Here is a 16,332-nt window from a genome sequence, read left to right as displayed (position 1 = left end):
GAACCCCATCATGTCGCTGAGCGTATTTGACCTGTTCAAGATCGGCATTGGTCCCTCCAGTTCTCACACAGTGGGCCCGATGCGAGCGGCGGCACGGTTTGCCGAAGGCTTGCAGCGCGATGGCCTGCTGGAAACCATCATCTGCGTCAAAGTCGAGCTTTACGGCTCACTCGGTGCCACCGGCAAAGGCCATGGCAGCGATAAGGCTGTGTTACTGGGCCTTGAAGGTGAGCATCCCGACACCGTCGACACCGAAACCGTCGCGGCTCGCCTGCAGCAGATCCGCAGCACTGAACGCCTGAACCTGCTCGGCCGGCACAGCATCGAATTCATCGAAAAGCATCACCTGGCGATGATTCGCAAACCCTTGGCCTTCCACCCCAACGGAATGATTTTCCGTGCCTTCGATGCCTCCGGCCTACAGGTGCGCAGCCGCGAGTACTACTCCGTCGGCGGCGGGTTCGTGGTCGATGAGCAAGCCGCTGGCGCAGACCGCATCGTGGAAGACCAGACGCAGCTGCTATATCCCTTCAAAACCGCACGGGATCTGATGGCGCACTGCACCGCCAGCGGGCTTTCGATCAGCCAGGTCATGCTCGCCAACGAAGCCGCGTGGCGCCCCGAAGCCGAAACCCGTCAGGGCCTGCTGCACATCTGGCAGGTCATGCAGGACTGCGTCGAAGCGGGTTGCCGCAACGAAGGCATCTTGCCGGGAGGCCTGAAGGTCAAGCGGCGTGCGGCAGCCCTGCATCGTCAACTGTGCAAAAACCCGGAAGCCGCGCTGCGTGATGCCTTGTCGGTGCTCGACTGGGTCAATCTGTACGCGCTGGCGGTCAACGAAGAAAACGCCAACGGCGGCCGTGTGGTCACCGCGCCCACCAACGGCGCGGCCGGCATTATCCCGGCGGTACTGCATTACTACATGCGCTTCATCACCGGGGCCAACGAGGATGGCGTCGTGCGTTTCCTGCTCACGGCAGCGGCCATTGGCATTCTCTACAAAGAGAACGCGTCGATCTCCGGCGCCGAAGTCGGCTGTCAGGGCGAAGTCGGCGTGGCCTGCTCCATGGCCGCCGGCGCGCTGTGCGAAGTCCTGGGCGGCAACGTAGAACAAGTGGAAAACGCCGCTGAAATCGGCATGGAACACAACCTCGGCCTGACGTGCGACCCCATCGGCGGGCTTGTTCAAGTGCCGTGCATCGAACGCAACGCCATGGGTTCGGTAAAGGCCATCAACGCGGTGCGCATGGCCTTGCGCGGCGACGGCCAGCATTTTGTCTCGCTGGATAAAGTGATCCGCACCATGCGCCAGACCGGCGCCGACATGAAAAGCAAATACAAGGAAACAGCCCGTGGCGGGCTGGCCGTGAACATCATCGAGTGCTGACATCAGCCCCCATTCATAGGGTCCCTGCCCCGCGCGGGGAACCCGGAACCGCTTTCAAGGAGTGACCCATGACCACCGAATTGCTGAAGACCCCGCTTAACGCCCTGCACCGTGAACTCGGCGCGAAGATGGTTGAATTCGCCGGCTACGACATGCCTGTTCAGTACCCTGCCGGTGTCATGAAAGAACACCTGCACACCCGCGATCAGGCCGGCTTGTTTGACGTTTCGCACATGGGTCAGATCCTGTTGAGCGGCGCGAACGCCGCGAAAGCGCTGGAAACCCTGGTGCCGGTGGACATCATCGATCTGCCGGTCGGCATGCAGCGCTACGCGATGTTCACCAACGACAACGGCGGCATTCTCGACGACTTGATGGTCGCCAATCTGGGCAACGATCAGCTTATGCTGGTGGTCAACGCGGCCTGCAAGAACGATGACCTGGCGCACCTGCAGCAACACATTGGCAGCGAGTGCGAGATCACGCCGCTGTTCGACGAGCGCGCATTGCTTGCGCTGCAAGGTCCGCAGGCTGTCACAGCACTGGCGCGGCTGGCGCCGGAAGTCGCGAAAATGACTTTCATGCAGTACACCTCGACGAAGATCGACGGCATCGACTGCTACATCAGCCGCTCAGGCTACACCGGTGAAGACGGTTACGAGATTTCAGTGCCGGCGGATCAGGCAGAATCCCTGGCGCGTCGACTGCTCGCTGAGCCTGAAGTGGCGCCGATCGGCCTGGGCGCGCGCGACTCGCTGCGGCTGGAAGCTGGCCTTTGCCTCTATGGCCACGACATGAATACCGAAACCACACCGATCGAAGCCAGCCTGCTGTGGGCGATTTCCAAGGCGCGTCGCGCCGACGGGGCGCGTGCGGGCGGTTTCCCAGGTGCCGAGAAGATCTTTGCCCAGCACCAGAGCGGTGCGGCGCGCAAACGCGTCGGCCTGTTGCCACAAGAACGTACGCCGGTGCGCGAAGGCGCTGAAATCGTTGACGCCGAGGGAACGACCATCGGGAAAGTCTGCAGCGGCGGCTTTGGCCCGACGTTGAGCGCGCCATTGGCAATGGGCTATGTCGACGCCGGTTTTACCGCACTGGAAACACCGGTATGGGCGATCGTTCGCGGCAAGAAAGTCCCGATGCACGTGACGAAAACTCCTTTCGTTCCGCCACGTTACTTCCGCGGCTAAGTAACATCGCCAAAAAATGCGGCACCGCAACAGTGCATTAAACTGTGCGAGTGCCGCAGTCTGGCGCCAGCGTTAAGTGCATACGAAACTGTCAAAATATTGAACTTCGATACCCTTCTAAACATTAAAAACTATCGATCTTGCGAGCGTGGTTAATGTTTTCAAAAAAGCCGAAAACCCCTATGAATACTGGCCCATACGGGGCTTGTTTTTTCGGCGAGAGTTAGCGTAGAGTTTCTCGACTGTGTTTGCATGGGTCGCTGGGATCGTGACCCGGGCAGTAGCGCCAAAAGCAATGCTACATCCCGCTCTACGTTTCTTCTTCCTGCAACCAGCCCCAGTACTCTTTCGTGCGAAAGAGACTGTCATTAATTAATGCTTCAAGGAATAAGAAAATGTCTACACGTCAGAGCGGCACCGTTAAGTGGTTTAACGATGAAAAAGGTTTCGGTTTTATCACTCCTGAAAGCGGTCCGGATCTGTTCGTCCACTTCCGCGCTATTCAAGGCAACGGCTTCAAAAGCCTGAAAGAAGGCCAGAAAGTGACATTCGTCGCGGTGCAGGGCCAAAAAGGCATGCAGGCTGACGAAGTACAAGCAGAGGCCTGATTAGCCGACGCAAAAAGCCCCTGATGGCCAACATCAGGGGCTTTTTTATGCCTGCGATTCCGTAAACTGCCCGCTCACGTGTGAACGAGCGCTGCCATGACCTCAGCTAACGATGACGCGCAGGTGTTACGTCCCCAGGGCGACTTTCCCGCTGCGGGATTGGGCCGGCGCATGGCTGCGATCAGCTACGACGCGCTGTTGTGCGTGGCGTTGCTGATGGTCACCACCTTTCTCTACAAGTTGGTCTGGATGGGGTTTGTCGGCGAAGCCAGACTGCGCGAGCTCTCCGATTCCGGCGCCCTTGATGCCGACCCGCTGCTGTCCTCGATTCTGCTGATCACGCTGTTCGGCTTCTTTGCCCACTTCTGGACACGCGCGGGCCAAACCCTCGGCATGCAGGTCTGGGGAATACGCGTGCAGAACGCCGATGGAACGGCCATCAGCCTTTGGCAGGCGCTGCTGCGCTTCATCGTCGCCATCGCATCGTGGCTGTGCGTCGGGCTGGGTTTCTTCTGGAGCCTGTTCGACAAACAGAAACGCTGCTGGCATGACCTTTATTCCGAGACGCAGCTGGTGCGCGTGCCCAGAAGGAAGTAAGCCCGCCCAGGGAAAGCCCACACTGCCACCGTTCACCTGATAGATACGGTCCGTAGGAGCCGGCTTGCTGGCGAAAGGTGTGGATCAGCCGACGTCAATGCCTCAGGAACAACGCGTTCGCCAGCAAGCCGGCCTCTAAGAGTTTCGCGTACATCCGGAGTTGATTACCCGCCGCAAATTCAGTGGAGAAACGCACTCGCGTACTCCCCTACCTGTGCAATGCCCACAAAAAAGCCGACCCAGGGGTCGGCTTTTCATACTCAGCAGGTATCAGCCCGCGCGGCGCAGCAACCAGATGCCCGCCAGGGCACACACACCCGCCGGCACCAGCACGGCGAAGAGTGGCGAGAAGCCGAACACAAGGCTCGACGGGCCCAGCAGATCCTGAGCGATGCGGAAGGTGAAGCCCACCAGTACACCCGTGAACACACGCTGCCCCAGCGTCACCGAGCGCAAAGGCCCGAAGATGAAGGAAATCGCCATCAGCACCAGCGCTACGGTGACCAGCGGCTGAAGAATTTTGGTGTAGAACGCCAGCCAGTACCGACCGTTGTTCAACCCCTGATCAGCCAGATAACGCGCATAACTGTAAAGGCCCGTCATGGAGAGCGACTCAGGCGGCAGGACCACCGTGCTCAGCAACTGCGGGCTCAGCGCGACGTTCCAGCGTTCTTCAGGTGCGGTGACCACTTCGGTGCGACCGTCATGAAACACCGTTGTGGTGACGTCCTTCAGCAACCAGTAATCGGTCTTGAAGTTGGCTTGCTTGGCAAAACTCGACGTCAGCATGTGGCGCTGGTCGTCGAAATGGTAACGGGTCACGCCATACAGCAGACCGTTCGGTTGCACCGTGTTGATGTGGATGAATTCCTCACCCTGACGGTGCCACAGACCGTGTTTGGCACTCTGGGCGTCGCCGGTGCCTTGAGCCAGCGAGCGCGCGGCCTGGGCCGAGGCTTCGGTCATCGGCGCGAGGTATTCGCCGATCAACAGCCCGGCCACCATCAATACCAGCATGGGTTTCATGACCGCCCAGACGATACGGCCGATCGACACACCGGCCGCACGCATGATCGTCAGTTCGCTGTTGCTGGCCAGTGCGCCGAGGCCGATCAGGCAACCGATCAGCGCGGCCATCGGCAGCATGTCGTAGAGCCGGCGCGGCGCCGTCATCACGACAAAACTGCCAGCATCCCAAAAGGTGTAGGTGTCGCTGATGTCGGCCATTTCGTCGATGAAGGCGAACAGCGAGGCCAGCCCGAGGATGATCCCCAGCACCGCAAGGATCGCCATGAACACGCTTTTGCCGATGTAGCGATCGAGCTTAACCATGAGCCACCCCCGACACGCTGCGGCGACTCGCAAGCTTCAGGCGCAGAGGCTCCCAGTAGAGCAACGCCAGTCCGATGGACAGGAACAGTGCATGCACCCACCACAGGCCAAGGCCCATCGGGATCTTGCCCTTCTCCAGCGCACCGCGCGCAGCAATCAGGATGGTGAGGTAAGCCATATAAAGAAGAATCGCCGGAAGAAGCTTGAGGAAGCGGCCCTGACGCGGATTGACCCGAGCCAGCGGCACCGCCATCAGCGTCACGATGAACACCAGAATCGGCAGCGAAACCCGCCATTGCAGTTCGGCCCGGTTGCGCAGGCTGTCTTCGCCGGTCAGCAGCTCGCTGGTGGAGATGGCATCGCGGTCAGTAATCTCGTCGCTGATGTCCGGCTTGGGCAGCAAGGCGCCGTAGGTGTCGTATTTGATCGCGCGGTAATCGGCCTGACCGGGGTTACCGTCGTAGCGATAGCCGTTGTCCAGAATCAGGTAGCGCGTGCCATCGGGCTTGATTTCCTGCCGGCCCTTTTCCGCGACCAGCACGGTGATGCCGTGGTCTTTCTTCTCGTCGAGCTTCTTCTCGGAGATGAATACGCCGCCCAGATTGATGCGATCGTCGCTCATGGTCTCGGTGTAGGTCACGCGGCTGCCGTCACGCAGCAGCTGGAAGCGACCCGGCACCAGCGTGTCGAACTCGGTCATCGCGTCCTGCTTGTTGATCAGCAGCTGAAACTGGGTCGCGCCCTGGGGGGCGAGGCTGAAGCTGAGCCAGGCCACCAGCAGTGAAACCAGCGCAGCCGGCGCCAGGGTGATCAGCAGCAGGCGTTGCTGGCTCATGCCGGTGGCGGCCAGTACGGTCATTTCGCTTTCGAGGTACAACCGGCCGTACGCCAGGAGAATCCCGAGGAATAACCCCAGCGGGAGAATCAGTTGCAAGAAGCCCGGCAGACGGAAACCCATGATCAGAAACAGCACACCCGGATCGAGTGCGCCCGATGCAGCCTGGGCCAGGTATTTGATGAAGCGGCCACTCATGATGATTACCAGCAGCACAGCACTGACAGCGCTCAGGGTAACCAGCACTTCTCGGGACAGGTAACGGAAGACAATCAAACCAGACACTCCAGGGTTGTCACGCTAAGGCGGCATGACAATGAAATGGATCAGCCATGATGCGCGCGACGGCGAACCACCAAAAAAATATGCGGCATTATCCTGTGATTGGGTGTGTCTGTCACTGCGCGCGCGGGATACTTCTGCAACCGGCACACACGCGCGCCCGGACGGGGTTGTCATCCATTGGCTCGCAGGGTCAAACTGCGGGCCTTGCCGCAGGCATGCCGGTGTAAATACTTCCGCGCCGCTGCCGAGCCGTGTGCTCAAGTGCGATAACTCACAGTTTATTCGGGGACCCCGACATGGAATTGGTTGTTAAAAGCGTCAGTGCAGAAACCTTGAAGACCGCCACGCTGGTGGTCGCCGTCGGTGAAGGCCGCACGCTGAGCGACACCGCGAGCACCCTCGACACCCTGAGCGGCGGCGCCATCAGTGCCGTCCTCAAGCGCGGCGACCTGTCGGGCAAGATCGGCCAGAGCCTGTTGCTGCACAGCCTGCCCAACCTGAAAGCCGAACGCGTATTGCTGGTCGGTTCGGGCAAAGAGCCGGAATTGAATGATCGTCAGTTCCGCAAAATCATCAGCGGCGCACTCAGCACCCTGAAAAGCCTGGGTGGCGTTGATGCCGGTTTCGACCTTGACCAACTGAACGTCAAGAATCGCGACGTCTATGGCAAGAACCGTCTGCTGGTCGAAACCCTGGCCGACGGCGAGTACGTCTTCGATCGGTTCAAGAGTCAGAAAGTCGATCCTCGCGCCCTGAAAAAAGTCACCCTGCTGACCGCCAAAGCCAACGTCGCCGACGTTGAACGCGCGGCCAAACATGCACAAGCCATCGCCGCCGGCATGGCCGTGACCCGCGACCTGGGCAACATGCCGCCGAACATCTGCCACCCGACCTATCTGGGCGAGCAGGCCAAGGCGATGGGCAAAGCCAACAAGGGTCTCAAGGTCGAAGTCTTCGATGAGAAAGACATCGAAAAGCTGGGGATGGGTTCGTTCCTGGCAGTTGGTCAAGGCAGCGCTCAGCCGCCACGTCTGATCGTCATGCAGTATTCCAACGGCAAGAAAAGCGAAAAGCCTTTCGTGCTGGTCGGCAAGGGCATCACCTTTGACACCGGCGGCATCAGCCTCAAGCCGGGCCTGGGCATGGACGAAATGAAATTCGACATGTGCGGCGCCGCGAGCGTGTTCGGCACGTTGAACGCCGTGCTCGAACTGCAACTGCCGATCAATCTGGTGTGCATCGTCGCGGCAGCTGAAAACATGCCGAGCGGCAACGCAACGCGCCCGGGCGACATCGTCAAGACCATGAGCGGCCAGACCGTCGAGATCCTCAACACCGACGCTGAAGGCCGTCTGGTGCTGTGCGATGCACTGACCTACGCCGAACGCTTCAAGCCACAAGCCGTGATCGACATCGCCACCCTGACCGGCGCTTGCGTCGTCGCGCTGGGCGGTCACACTTCGGGCCTGCTGGGCAACAGCGACGCATTGATCAGCCAAGTGCTGGAAGCCGGCAAACGCGCCGACGACCGCGCCTGGCAGCTGCCGTTGTTCGACGAGTACCAAGAGCAACTGGACAGCCCGTTTGCCGACATCGCCAACATCGGCGGCCCGAAAGCCGGCACCATCACGGCGGCCTGCTTCCTCTCGCGCTTTGCCAAAGCCTACGAGTGGGCGCACCTGGACATCGCCGGTACGGCATGGCTCAGCGGTGGCAAGGACAAGGGCGCAACGGGCCGTCCGGTTCCGCTGCTGACCCAATACCTGATCGACCGCGCTGGCGTTTAAGCCGCTGCACACGCGCCGGCCTCCGCGGTCGGCGCGTTCAGCGTTCTGGAATCACCCATGACCCAAGTCGATTTCTACATTCTGCCGAGTGCCGACCCCGTCGCGCGCCTGGACTTCGCCTGCAAACTCACTGACAAGGCCTGGCGCCTCGGCCATCGGGTGTACTTGCATTGCAGCGATGCCGGGCAACGCGAGGAACTGGACGCCCGACTGTGGCGCTTCCGGGGCGAAGCGTTCGTTCCCCATGGCGCGGTCGAAGACGACCAGGACGCACCCGTGGCGCTGGGTATCGGCAGCGACCCCGGCCAACATCAGGATCTGCTGGTCAACCTTGACCTGCGCATCCCGGAATTCTTCAAACGATTCGCGCGTGTCGCCGAGATCGTTGTCGAGGATCCCGCCATTCGCCTCGCGGCGCGCGAGAGTTTTCGCTTCTACCGCGAACAGGGCTATCCTCTGCAAGATCACCGGCTGCAGCGTCTTTGAGCACACGATGGATAATTCAAAACACCTGAAAGATTCAGCACACCTGCTGGATGACCTCGAGTCCATTCGCCAGCTGTTGGGCGATGATCCGGCCCGGCCGCCCCTGCTGACGGAGTCCGTGCACAGCGACGAGCAGATCCCGCTGCTGTTTGACGTGGTCACCGGCCAGGTCGTGACGGTCGATGAGCACGAAGCCAACCTCAACGACATTCCTCTGCTCACGCCCGAGCCGGTTGCTGCCGTGACACCTGCCGCACCCGCGGCCAACGCGTCAAGCGCCAAGGCGCCGAACGCTGACGCGCTGCTGCACCTGGACGCGGAACTGCGAGCCGCTGCGCAGTTGATCATGCAAGACGTGATCGACGACTTCGCCCCGCACATCGAGAACGAAATCAAACGCCGTCTGGATGCGCGGATGGAACGGCTGTTGAGTCAATACAACAGCTGAACCTGTCCTCTTTGCCGACCCGGGATCGCGGGCAAGCGCAGTCCTACAGATGCCCGCGACGATTCAGGGCATCGCCGCTCGTAGCACCCGACCTAGCGCTTGTAGCTTGACGCCGCCTTGAAAAGCTATACTCGTCGGCTTTTCCGACTCAAAGCAGATCAGGTTCCCGCCTCGCATGGACAAGACCTACCAGCCGCACGCCATCGAAACTTCCTGGTACCAGACCTGGGAGTCCGAAAACTATTTCGCTCCGCAAGGCGCGGGCGACTCGTACACCATCATGATTCCGCCGCCGAACGTCACCGGCAGCCTGCACATGGGCCACGGTTTCAATAACGCGATCATGGACGCCCTGATCCGCTTCCGCCGCATGCAGGGTCGCAACACCCTGTGGCAGCCGGGCACCGACCACGCCGGTATCGCCACGCAAATGCTGGTGGAGCGTCAACTCGAAGCCCAGGGTCAGAGCCGCCACGACCTGGGTCGCGACAAATTTCTCGAAAAAGTCTGGGAATGGAAGGATCAGTCCGGCGGCAACATCAGCCGTCAGATCCGTCGCCTGGGCTCGTCGGTCGACTGGAGCCGTGAGCGCTTCACGATGGACGACGGCTTGTCCGAAGCGGTGAAGGAAGCCTTCGTGCGTTTGCATGAAGACGGCCTGATCTACCGTGGCAAGCGTCTGGTCAACTGGGACACCAAGCTGCACACCGCAATCTCCGACCTCGAAGTGGAAAACCACGACGAGAAGGGGCATCTGTGGAACCTGCGCTACCCGTTGGCCGATGGTGCCAAGACCGCTGAAGGCCTGGACTATCTGATCGTCGCCACGACCCGTCCGGAAACCATGCTCGGCGACGCGGCCGTCGCCGTGAACCCGAACGATGAGCGCTACCAGGCGCTGATCGGCAAATTCGTCGAGCTGCCGCTGGTAGGCCGTCGCATCCCGATCATCGCGGACGACTACTGCGACCCTGAATTCGGCACCGGCTGCGTGAAGATCACCCCGGCCCACGACTTCAACGACTATGAAGTCGGCAAGCGCCACAACCTGCCGCTGTTGAACATCTTCGACAAGAACGCTGCCGTGCTGCCCGCTGCCCAGGTGTTCAACCTCGACGGCACGCTGAACGACACCGTCGACGGCACCCTCCCTGCCGAATACGCCGGCCTCGACCGCTTCGAAGCGCGCAAGCAGATTGTTGCCGCCTTCGACGCTGCCGGGCTGTTGGTCAGCGTTGACGACCACGCCTTGAAAGTGCCGAAGGGCGACCGCTCCGGCACCATCATCGAGCCGTGGCTGACGGATCAATGGTACGTGTCGACCAAGCCGCTGGCTGAGCCTGCCATTGCCGCTGTTGAAGACGGACGCATCGCCTTCGTGCCCAAGCAATACGAGAACATGTACTTCTCCTGGATGCGCGACATTCAGGATTGGTGCATCAGCCGTCAGCTCTGGTGGGGCCACCGCATTCCGGCCTGGTACGACGAGTCCGGCAAGGTTTACGTCGGCCGCGACGAAGCCGAAGTCCGCGCCAAACACAACCTGGGCCCTGACGTTGTTCTGCAGCAGGACAACGACGTGCTCGACACCTGGTTCAGTTCCGGCCTGTGGACGTTCTCCACGCTGGGCTGGCCGGAGCAGACGGATTTCCTGAAAACCTTCCACCCGACCGACGTGCTGGTGACCGGCTTCGACATCATTTTCTTCTGGGTTGCCCGGATGATCATGCTCACCATGCACTTGGTGAAGAACGAAGACGGCACCGCGCAGGTGCCGTTCAAGACCGTGTATGTCCACGGTCTCGTGCGTGATGGCCAAGGCCAGAAGATGTCCAAGTCCAAGGGCAACGTCCTTGACCCCCTGGACATCATCGACGGTATCGAGCTCGAAGCACTGGTGCAGAAACGCACCTCCGGCATGATGCAGCCCAAGCTGGCCAAGAAGATCGAGAAGCAGACCCGCGACGAGTTCGCCGACGGCATCGCCAGCTACGGCACCGATGCCCTGCGTTTCACCTTCTGCTCGCTGGCCTCCACTGGCCGCGACATCAAGTTCGACATGGGCCGCGTCGAAGGCTATCGCAACTTCTGCAACAAGATCTGGAACGCTGCGCGTTACGTGCTCGACAAGGGCGAAGACTGCGGCCAGAACGGCGAAGCGTTCGAACTCTCGCTGCCGGATCGCTGGATCATCTCGCAGCTGCAACGCACTGAAGCCGAAGTGACCCGTCAGCTGGACCAGTTCCGTTTCGACCTCGCGGCGCAGGCGCTGTACGAGTTCATCTGGAACCAGTATTGCGACTGGTACCTGGAACTGTCCAAGCCCGTCCTGTGGGACGAGACGGCGCCGATCGAGCGTCAGCGCGGCACCCGTCGCACGCTGGTGCGTGTGCTGGAAGTCGCTCTGCGTCTGGCGCATCCGTTCATGCCTTTCATCACCGAAGAAATCTGGCAGCGCCTCGCGCCGCTGGCCGGCATCGAAGGCAAGACCATCATGCTGCAACCGTGGCCGGTGGCGAACGATGCGCGCATCGATGTCGCAGCCGAAGGTGACATCGAGTGGCTCAAGAGCCTGATGCTCGGTGTGCGCAACATCCGTGGCGAGATGAACATCGGTCCGGGCAAGCCGCTGCAGTTGTTCCTGAAGAACGTCAGCGCCGAAGACCAGCGCCGCCTGAACGAGAACGAGCACCTGCTGAAGAAGCTGGCCAAGCTTGAATCGTTCACTGTGCTGGAAGCAGGCGCCGAAGCACCGCTGTCAGCGACCGCTCTGGTCGGTGAGATGGAAGTGCTGGTGCCGATGGCCGGCCTGATCGACAAGGACGCCGAACTGGCGCGTCTGGACAAGGAAATCCAGCGTCTGCAGGGCGAAGTGCAGCGAGTTGGCGGCAAGCTGTCCAATGCCGCGTTCGTCGACAAGGCGCCGCCTGAAGTCATCGCCAAGGAACGCGCGAAGATGGCCGAAGCCGAACAGGCGCTGGGCAAACTGGCCGAGCAGCACGCGCGGATCGCGAGTTTGTAATCCGATCAGATCAGCCGGCCTGAATCGCAGGCCGGTTGACGACCATGACCCCTGTAGGAGTGAGCTTGCTCGCGATATCGGTATATCAGTAACCCAACCGTTGCTGATACACGGTTGTCGCGAGCAAGCTCACTCCTACAGGGGTTGTGCTTTCACGAGAATGCATCACCGATGACCAGCGCCGACTCCCGCAACCCTCCACGCAATCCCCCACGCAAGAAAGCCAAGCCTGCGCAACAGGCCAAGCCTGCCGCACCGCGTGAGAAAGCCACCCTGCACCCGCGCAACCGCCATCAGGGTCACTACGACTTTCCGCGCCTGATCAAAACCAGCCCCGAACTGGGCAAGTTCGTAATCCTCAATCCTTATGGCAAGGAAAGCATCGACTTCGCCAACCCGGCGGCCGTGCGGGTGTTCAACCGCGCTTTGCTCAAGTCTTTCTACGGCATCGCCCATTGGGATATTCCGGCGGACTACCTCTGCCCGCCCATCCCGGGGCGCGCGGACTACCTGCACTTTCTGGCGGACCTGCTGGCGGAACGCAACGAAGGGGTCATCCCGCGCGGCGCGTCCGTCACAGCGCTGGATATCGGCACGGGCGCGAACTGCATCTACCCGCTAATCGGTCAGGGCGAGTACGGCTGGTCGTTTCTGGGCTCGGACATCGACAAGGTCGCCCTCGCCTCGGCGGCGACCATCGTCAAAGCCAACGGCTTGAACAAGAGCATCAGTTTTCGGGAGCAACTCAACCCCAAACACATCCTGACCCATCTGCTGCAGCCGGATGAGCGCTTCGACATCAGCGTGTGCAACCCGCCCTTCCACGCCTCGGCCGAGGAAGCATTAAGCGGCAGCCAGCGCAAATGGCGAGCCCTCGGCAAGGCCGACCCCAAACGCAAGTTGCCGGTGCTGAATTTTGGCGGCCAGGCGGCGGAGCTGTGGTGCGAAGGTGGCGAAGCGCGCTTTGTGACGCAATTGATCAGTGAAAGTGCTCAGGTGGCGACGCAGGTGTTGTGGTTCAGCACGCTGGTGTCCAAAGCGTCGAATCTGCCCCTGATCCAGAGCGCGTTAAAAAAAGCCGGTGCCGTTGAAAGCCAGACCGTCGAGATGGGGCAAGGGCAGAAACAGAGTCGCTTCGTTGCCTGGACCTTTCACGACACAGCTCGTCAGCAAGCCTGGCGAGAACAACGCTGGACCGCGCGCAGGCCCTGAGCCTCAACGGCAGTGTCATTTCTGTCAGTAGACGGCAAACGCCCTCGTTCATAAGCTGAATCCTCGTTGCGTGCCCCGGCACAAGGAGGTCAGCCATGCGCGTTTCAGCCTGCCTTATCTGCATGTTGATGGTCTGGAGCTGCCCGTCGTGGGCAGTTGAATTGAAGGCAAACCTTGATCCGGTCGAAACGGTCAAGCGCATCAACGCCAGTTACAACCGGATCGACAACCATTGCAAAGAGCCAGACACCGGCGCCGCGCGGGGCCATTACTACTGCAGCGGCATCACCTTGCGCATGGTCAATCACGGCAACTTCAATCCCTGGGATTACAGCCCCTACGCCCTGCAAACCGGGGCAACGTCCTACACCTGGATACGCCGGGACCTGAGCACATCAGTGCTTGTTCACCCCGCAGGCTTCATCCTCAGGACGCCAACGGACGGGCTCGCGCTGCAGCTTCCGGTCAAGCAGGAGGGCTGGGCCTGTATCTACACGTTCGATGGCTACACCGGGCCGGATCGCAAGTGGTACGGCTGCGGGCCCTTCAACGACGCTACCTTCGTTCCCCCGTCCGAACCGACAACGGCGAACAAGAACGCTCAATGGGCCTACGGCACCTGTGCCGGTCAGAACGTCAACACGGCCGAGCAGTGGCAACAGAAATATCAGGGCGGCGCCCGACAACCGATTCAGACGACGCAGTGCTCGTGGAACGCCGAAGTGCCTGCGCAGTGGGACGCGATGATTCAGGCCCATGAAGCCAGAGTGACCACCACCAACGCCGACCCTTATTCACGCAAGGACTTCTTCAACGAATTCATGCTCAAGAATGCCCCCGGCGGCAGCGACATCATGGATGACATCGATGCATTTATTTACCGGGGCAAGAACACGTTCAACTACCCCGTCCGAGGCGACAACGGTAAAGCGGCGGTACAGCAGGACGGCCTGGCCAACGCGCGCACCTTCCAGCGCAAACTCTATGATCAGGGCTACGCGGTGCCCATTCTGAATGTCGACTTCACTCGGCCGCCAGAGCAACGCTTCACTTACAGCGCGGCCGATCAAGGGGTCTCGCTTAACCTCAACCGCAACGTGACCGCTAAATACATCGCATGGAGCAACTGGGAGCAGCGCCTGGACCCCGGCACTGGAAAAGCGGAGTGGACGCTGAATGTGGTACTGACCGAGCTGGGCAAAAAAGTACAGGCCAGTCAGCAGCAAGACGTTTATCAGGAGCTATACGACTTGCGCGGATCGGACCTGCAGTGGCGCAATGAAGAAAGCGACTCAGGCAGCATGAAGCAGCAAATAGCCTGCATCGTGCGCAACTATCCGCAACGTGCCGACTGGAACCTGGAACCCTTCCGTCCGGTGGTATCCGAGGCAGCGGCGAAAGCGGCCGGCTGCAACCCCTTCAAGAAATAACGGGCACAAAAAAACCGTGTCCGGATCGCTCCGTCACACGGTTTCCTCAACCAAGCAGCGTTTTCGCTTACTTGTTGACCGAGTCAGTCAGCACTTTGGCTGGTACGAACTTGACCACTTTCTTGGCAGCGATTTCGATGGCAGCGCCAGTCGAAGGGTTGCGGCCGGTGCGAGCTGGACGCTCGGTGACTTTCAGTTTGCCGATGCCTGGCAGAGTGATTTCACTACCGTTTTCCAGTTGGTCAGCGACGATTTGACCCAATTGGTCGAGAGCGTTGCGCGCGGTGGTTTTCGGCGCGTCGATTGCTTCTGCGATATCGGCGATCAATTGGTCTTTAGTCAGAGCCATGGTGGTGTTCCTTCCCTATCAAATTCGAATGGTTTGCAGAGTGTGGTACAGACGCGAAATGTAGATACTGTAAACGGCCTTTGGTTCGGCCGAACGCCCACAAACTGCACGCCTGGCGCGCTTTGGCGCTCAGGACCGGGCAAAACTAGCACAGCGCAACGCAAATATCCGCCCCTACCTACCCATTTGGTCAGCTTTATCGCCCGAGAGGCGTAAAAAAGTCATATTAATGTGCCCAGGTCAGCGTTTTCGGCCCTTCCAGAGCGTTCCGCCTCCCGTCTGCGGTACACTTGCCGACTTTCGCACGGGCCTGGTCTGGTCCCGTTCAGTTCCCCTTCAGCAGCCGAGAAATCCATGCCGATCCGTCACGCCATCGTCCACCTGATCGACAAGAAACCCGACGGCACACCCGCTGTGCTCCACGCCCGGGACTCGGAGCTCGCCGAGTCGCAGGCCATCGAGAACATGCTGGCGGACCTCAACGAAAGCTATAACGCCAAACAGGGCAAGGCCTGGGGTCTGTTCCATGCCGAGTCCGGCGCGCACCCGTTCAGTGGCTGGCTGAAGGAATATCTCGATCAAGGCAAGGATTTCACCCAGTTCAGCCGCATCGCGGTCGAACACCTGCAGAAGCTGATGGAAGAGTCGAACCTGTCGGTCGGCGGCCACGTGCTGTTTGCGCACTATCAACAGGGCATGACCGAGTACCTGGCGATTGCGTTGCTGCACCACAGCGAAGGCGTGGCGGTGAACGAAGCCCTGGACGTGACGCCCTCCCGGCATCTGGACCTGGGCCAGTTGCACCTTGCCGCCCGCATCAACATTTCCGAGTGGCAGAACAACAAGGCGTCCAAGCAGTACATCTCGTTCATCAAGGGCAAGAACGGCAAGAAGGTGTCCGAGTACTTCCGCGACTTCATCGGCTGCCAGGAAGGTGTCGACGGACCGGGCGAGACACGCACCCTGCTCAAGGCTTTCAGTGATTTCGTCGAGAGCGAAGACCTGCCGGAAGAATCGACCCGCGAAAAGACCAAGGCGCTGGTCGACTATGCCAGCAGCCAGAGCAAAATGGGCGAGCCCATCGCATTGGAAGAGCTGTCCGGCCTGATCGACGAGGACCGTCCGCGCGCCTTCTACGATCACATCCGCAACAAGGATTACGGCCTGTCGCCCGAGATCCCGGCCGATAAGCGCACGTTGAGTCAGTTCCGCCGTTTCACCGGCCGCGCCGAAGGTCTGTCGATCAGCTTTGAGGCGCACCTGCTGGGCGACAAGATCGAGTACGACGAGGAGAAAGGCACGCTGATCATCAAAGGTCTGCCCACTCAGTTGACCGATCAGCTTAAACGCCGCTGAGCCCAGCC

Annotated in this window: 14 protein-coding genes; 11 read left to right on the top strand and 3 right to left on the bottom strand. The window is 60.5% G+C overall.

What is annotated here, in order from left to right:
• Positions 1-10: 10 nt before the first annotated feature.
• From BMY98_RS02580 to BMY98_RS02565, 4 genes are all read left to right on the top strand, one after another.
• On the top strand, positions 11-1,387 hold the full coding sequence (locus tag BMY98_RS02580; RefSeq protein WP_074884276.1) for an L-serine ammonia-lyase: 1,377 nt from the start codon (positions 11-13) through the stop codon (positions 1,385-1,387).
• A gap of 68 nt (positions 1,388-1,455) precedes the next feature.
• Positions 1,456-2,577: a glycine cleavage system aminomethyltransferase GcvT gene (gene gcvT / locus BMY98_RS02575; protein WP_074884273.1), complete on the top strand. Its 1,122-nt coding sequence runs from the start codon at positions 1,456-1,458 to the stop codon at positions 2,575-2,577.
• Positions 2,578-2,972: 395 nt separating this feature from the next.
• Entirely contained in the window at positions 2,973-3,185 is a 213-nt protein-coding gene (locus BMY98_RS02570; RefSeq protein ID WP_003227496.1) for a cold-shock protein, read from the top strand.
• Positions 3,186-3,281: 96 nt separating this feature from the next.
• Entirely contained in the window at positions 3,282-3,782 is a 501-nt protein-coding gene (locus BMY98_RS02565; protein WP_074884270.1) for an RDD family protein, read from the top strand.
• A gap of 270 nt (positions 3,783-4,052) precedes the next feature.
• On the opposite strand, the gene lptG is transcribed toward BMY98_RS02565, so the two are convergent.
• Positions 4,053-5,114 carry an LPS export ABC transporter permease LptG gene (gene lptG, locus BMY98_RS02560; protein WP_074884267.1) on the bottom strand — a complete coding sequence of 354 codons (1,062 nt, stop codon included), beginning with the start codon at positions 5,112-5,114 and terminating at the stop codon, positions 4,053-4,055.
• Positions 5,107-6,225, bottom strand: coding sequence for an LPS export ABC transporter permease LptF (gene lptF, locus BMY98_RS02555; protein ID WP_074884265.1), 1,119 nt, complete (start codon positions 6,223-6,225; stop codon positions 5,107-5,109). Before lptF ends, lptG begins: the two co-directional genes overlap by 8 nt.
• Before the next feature lie 305 nt (positions 6,226-6,530).
• On the opposite strand from lptF, the gene BMY98_RS02550 reads away from it, so the two are divergent.
• The 6 genes from BMY98_RS02550 (at position 6,531) to BMY98_RS02525 (ending at position 14,619) form a co-directional block, all read left to right on the top strand.
• Entirely contained in the window at positions 6,531-8,021 is a 1,491-nt protein-coding gene (locus BMY98_RS02550; RefSeq protein ID WP_074884262.1) for a leucyl aminopeptidase, read from the top strand.
• 57 nt (positions 8,022-8,078) lie between these two features.
• Entirely contained in the window at positions 8,079-8,507 is a 429-nt protein-coding gene (locus tag BMY98_RS02545; protein ID WP_074884259.1) for a DNA polymerase III subunit chi, read from the top strand.
• A 7-nt stretch (positions 8,508-8,514) separates the two neighbouring features.
• Positions 8,515-8,955, top strand: coding sequence for a DNA polymerase III subunit chi (locus BMY98_RS02540; protein WP_074884257.1), 441 nt, complete (start codon positions 8,515-8,517; stop codon positions 8,953-8,955).
• A gap of 175 nt (positions 8,956-9,130) precedes the next feature.
• A complete protein-coding gene (locus BMY98_RS02535; protein ID WP_074884255.1) occupies positions 9,131-11,977 on the top strand; it encodes a valine--tRNA ligase in 2,847 nt (948 codons plus the stop codon).
• A gap of 171 nt (positions 11,978-12,148) precedes the next feature.
• Positions 12,149-13,189, top strand: a complete 1,041-nt coding sequence (gene rlmF / locus BMY98_RS02530; RefSeq protein ID WP_074884252.1) for a 23S rRNA (adenine(1618)-N(6))-methyltransferase RlmF — start codon at positions 12,149-12,151, stop codon at positions 13,187-13,189.
• Positions 13,190-13,284: 95 nt separating this feature from the next.
• The gene (locus BMY98_RS02525) at positions 13,285-14,619 is read left to right on the top strand and encodes a DUF2599 domain-containing protein (protein WP_074884249.1); all 1,335 of its coding nucleotides are present in this window, start codon (positions 13,285-13,287) and stop codon (positions 14,617-14,619) included.
• Positions 14,620-14,686: 67 nt separating this feature from the next.
• Here BMY98_RS02525 and BMY98_RS02520 read toward each other — a convergent pair whose 3' ends face one another.
• Complete coding sequence (locus BMY98_RS02520) at positions 14,687-14,968, bottom strand: HU family DNA-binding protein (protein WP_037014905.1); 282 nt, start codon at positions 14,966-14,968, stop codon at positions 14,687-14,689.
• 354 nt (positions 14,969-15,322) lie between these two features.
• On the opposite strand from BMY98_RS02520, the gene yejK reads away from it, so the two are divergent.
• Positions 15,323-16,324, top strand: coding sequence for a nucleoid-associated protein YejK (gene yejK / locus BMY98_RS02515; protein ID WP_074884246.1), 1,002 nt, complete (start codon positions 15,323-15,325; stop codon positions 16,322-16,324).
• The last annotated feature ends 8 nt before the right edge of the window (positions 16,325-16,332 follow it).

Source organism: Pseudomonas graminis, assembly GCF_900111735.1.
Taxonomy (GTDB): Bacteria; Pseudomonadota; Gammaproteobacteria; order Pseudomonadales; family Pseudomonadaceae; genus Aquipseudomonas; species Aquipseudomonas graminis.
Note: the sequence above shows the minus strand (reverse complement) of the source record. Positions and strands in the feature narration are given on the sequence as shown.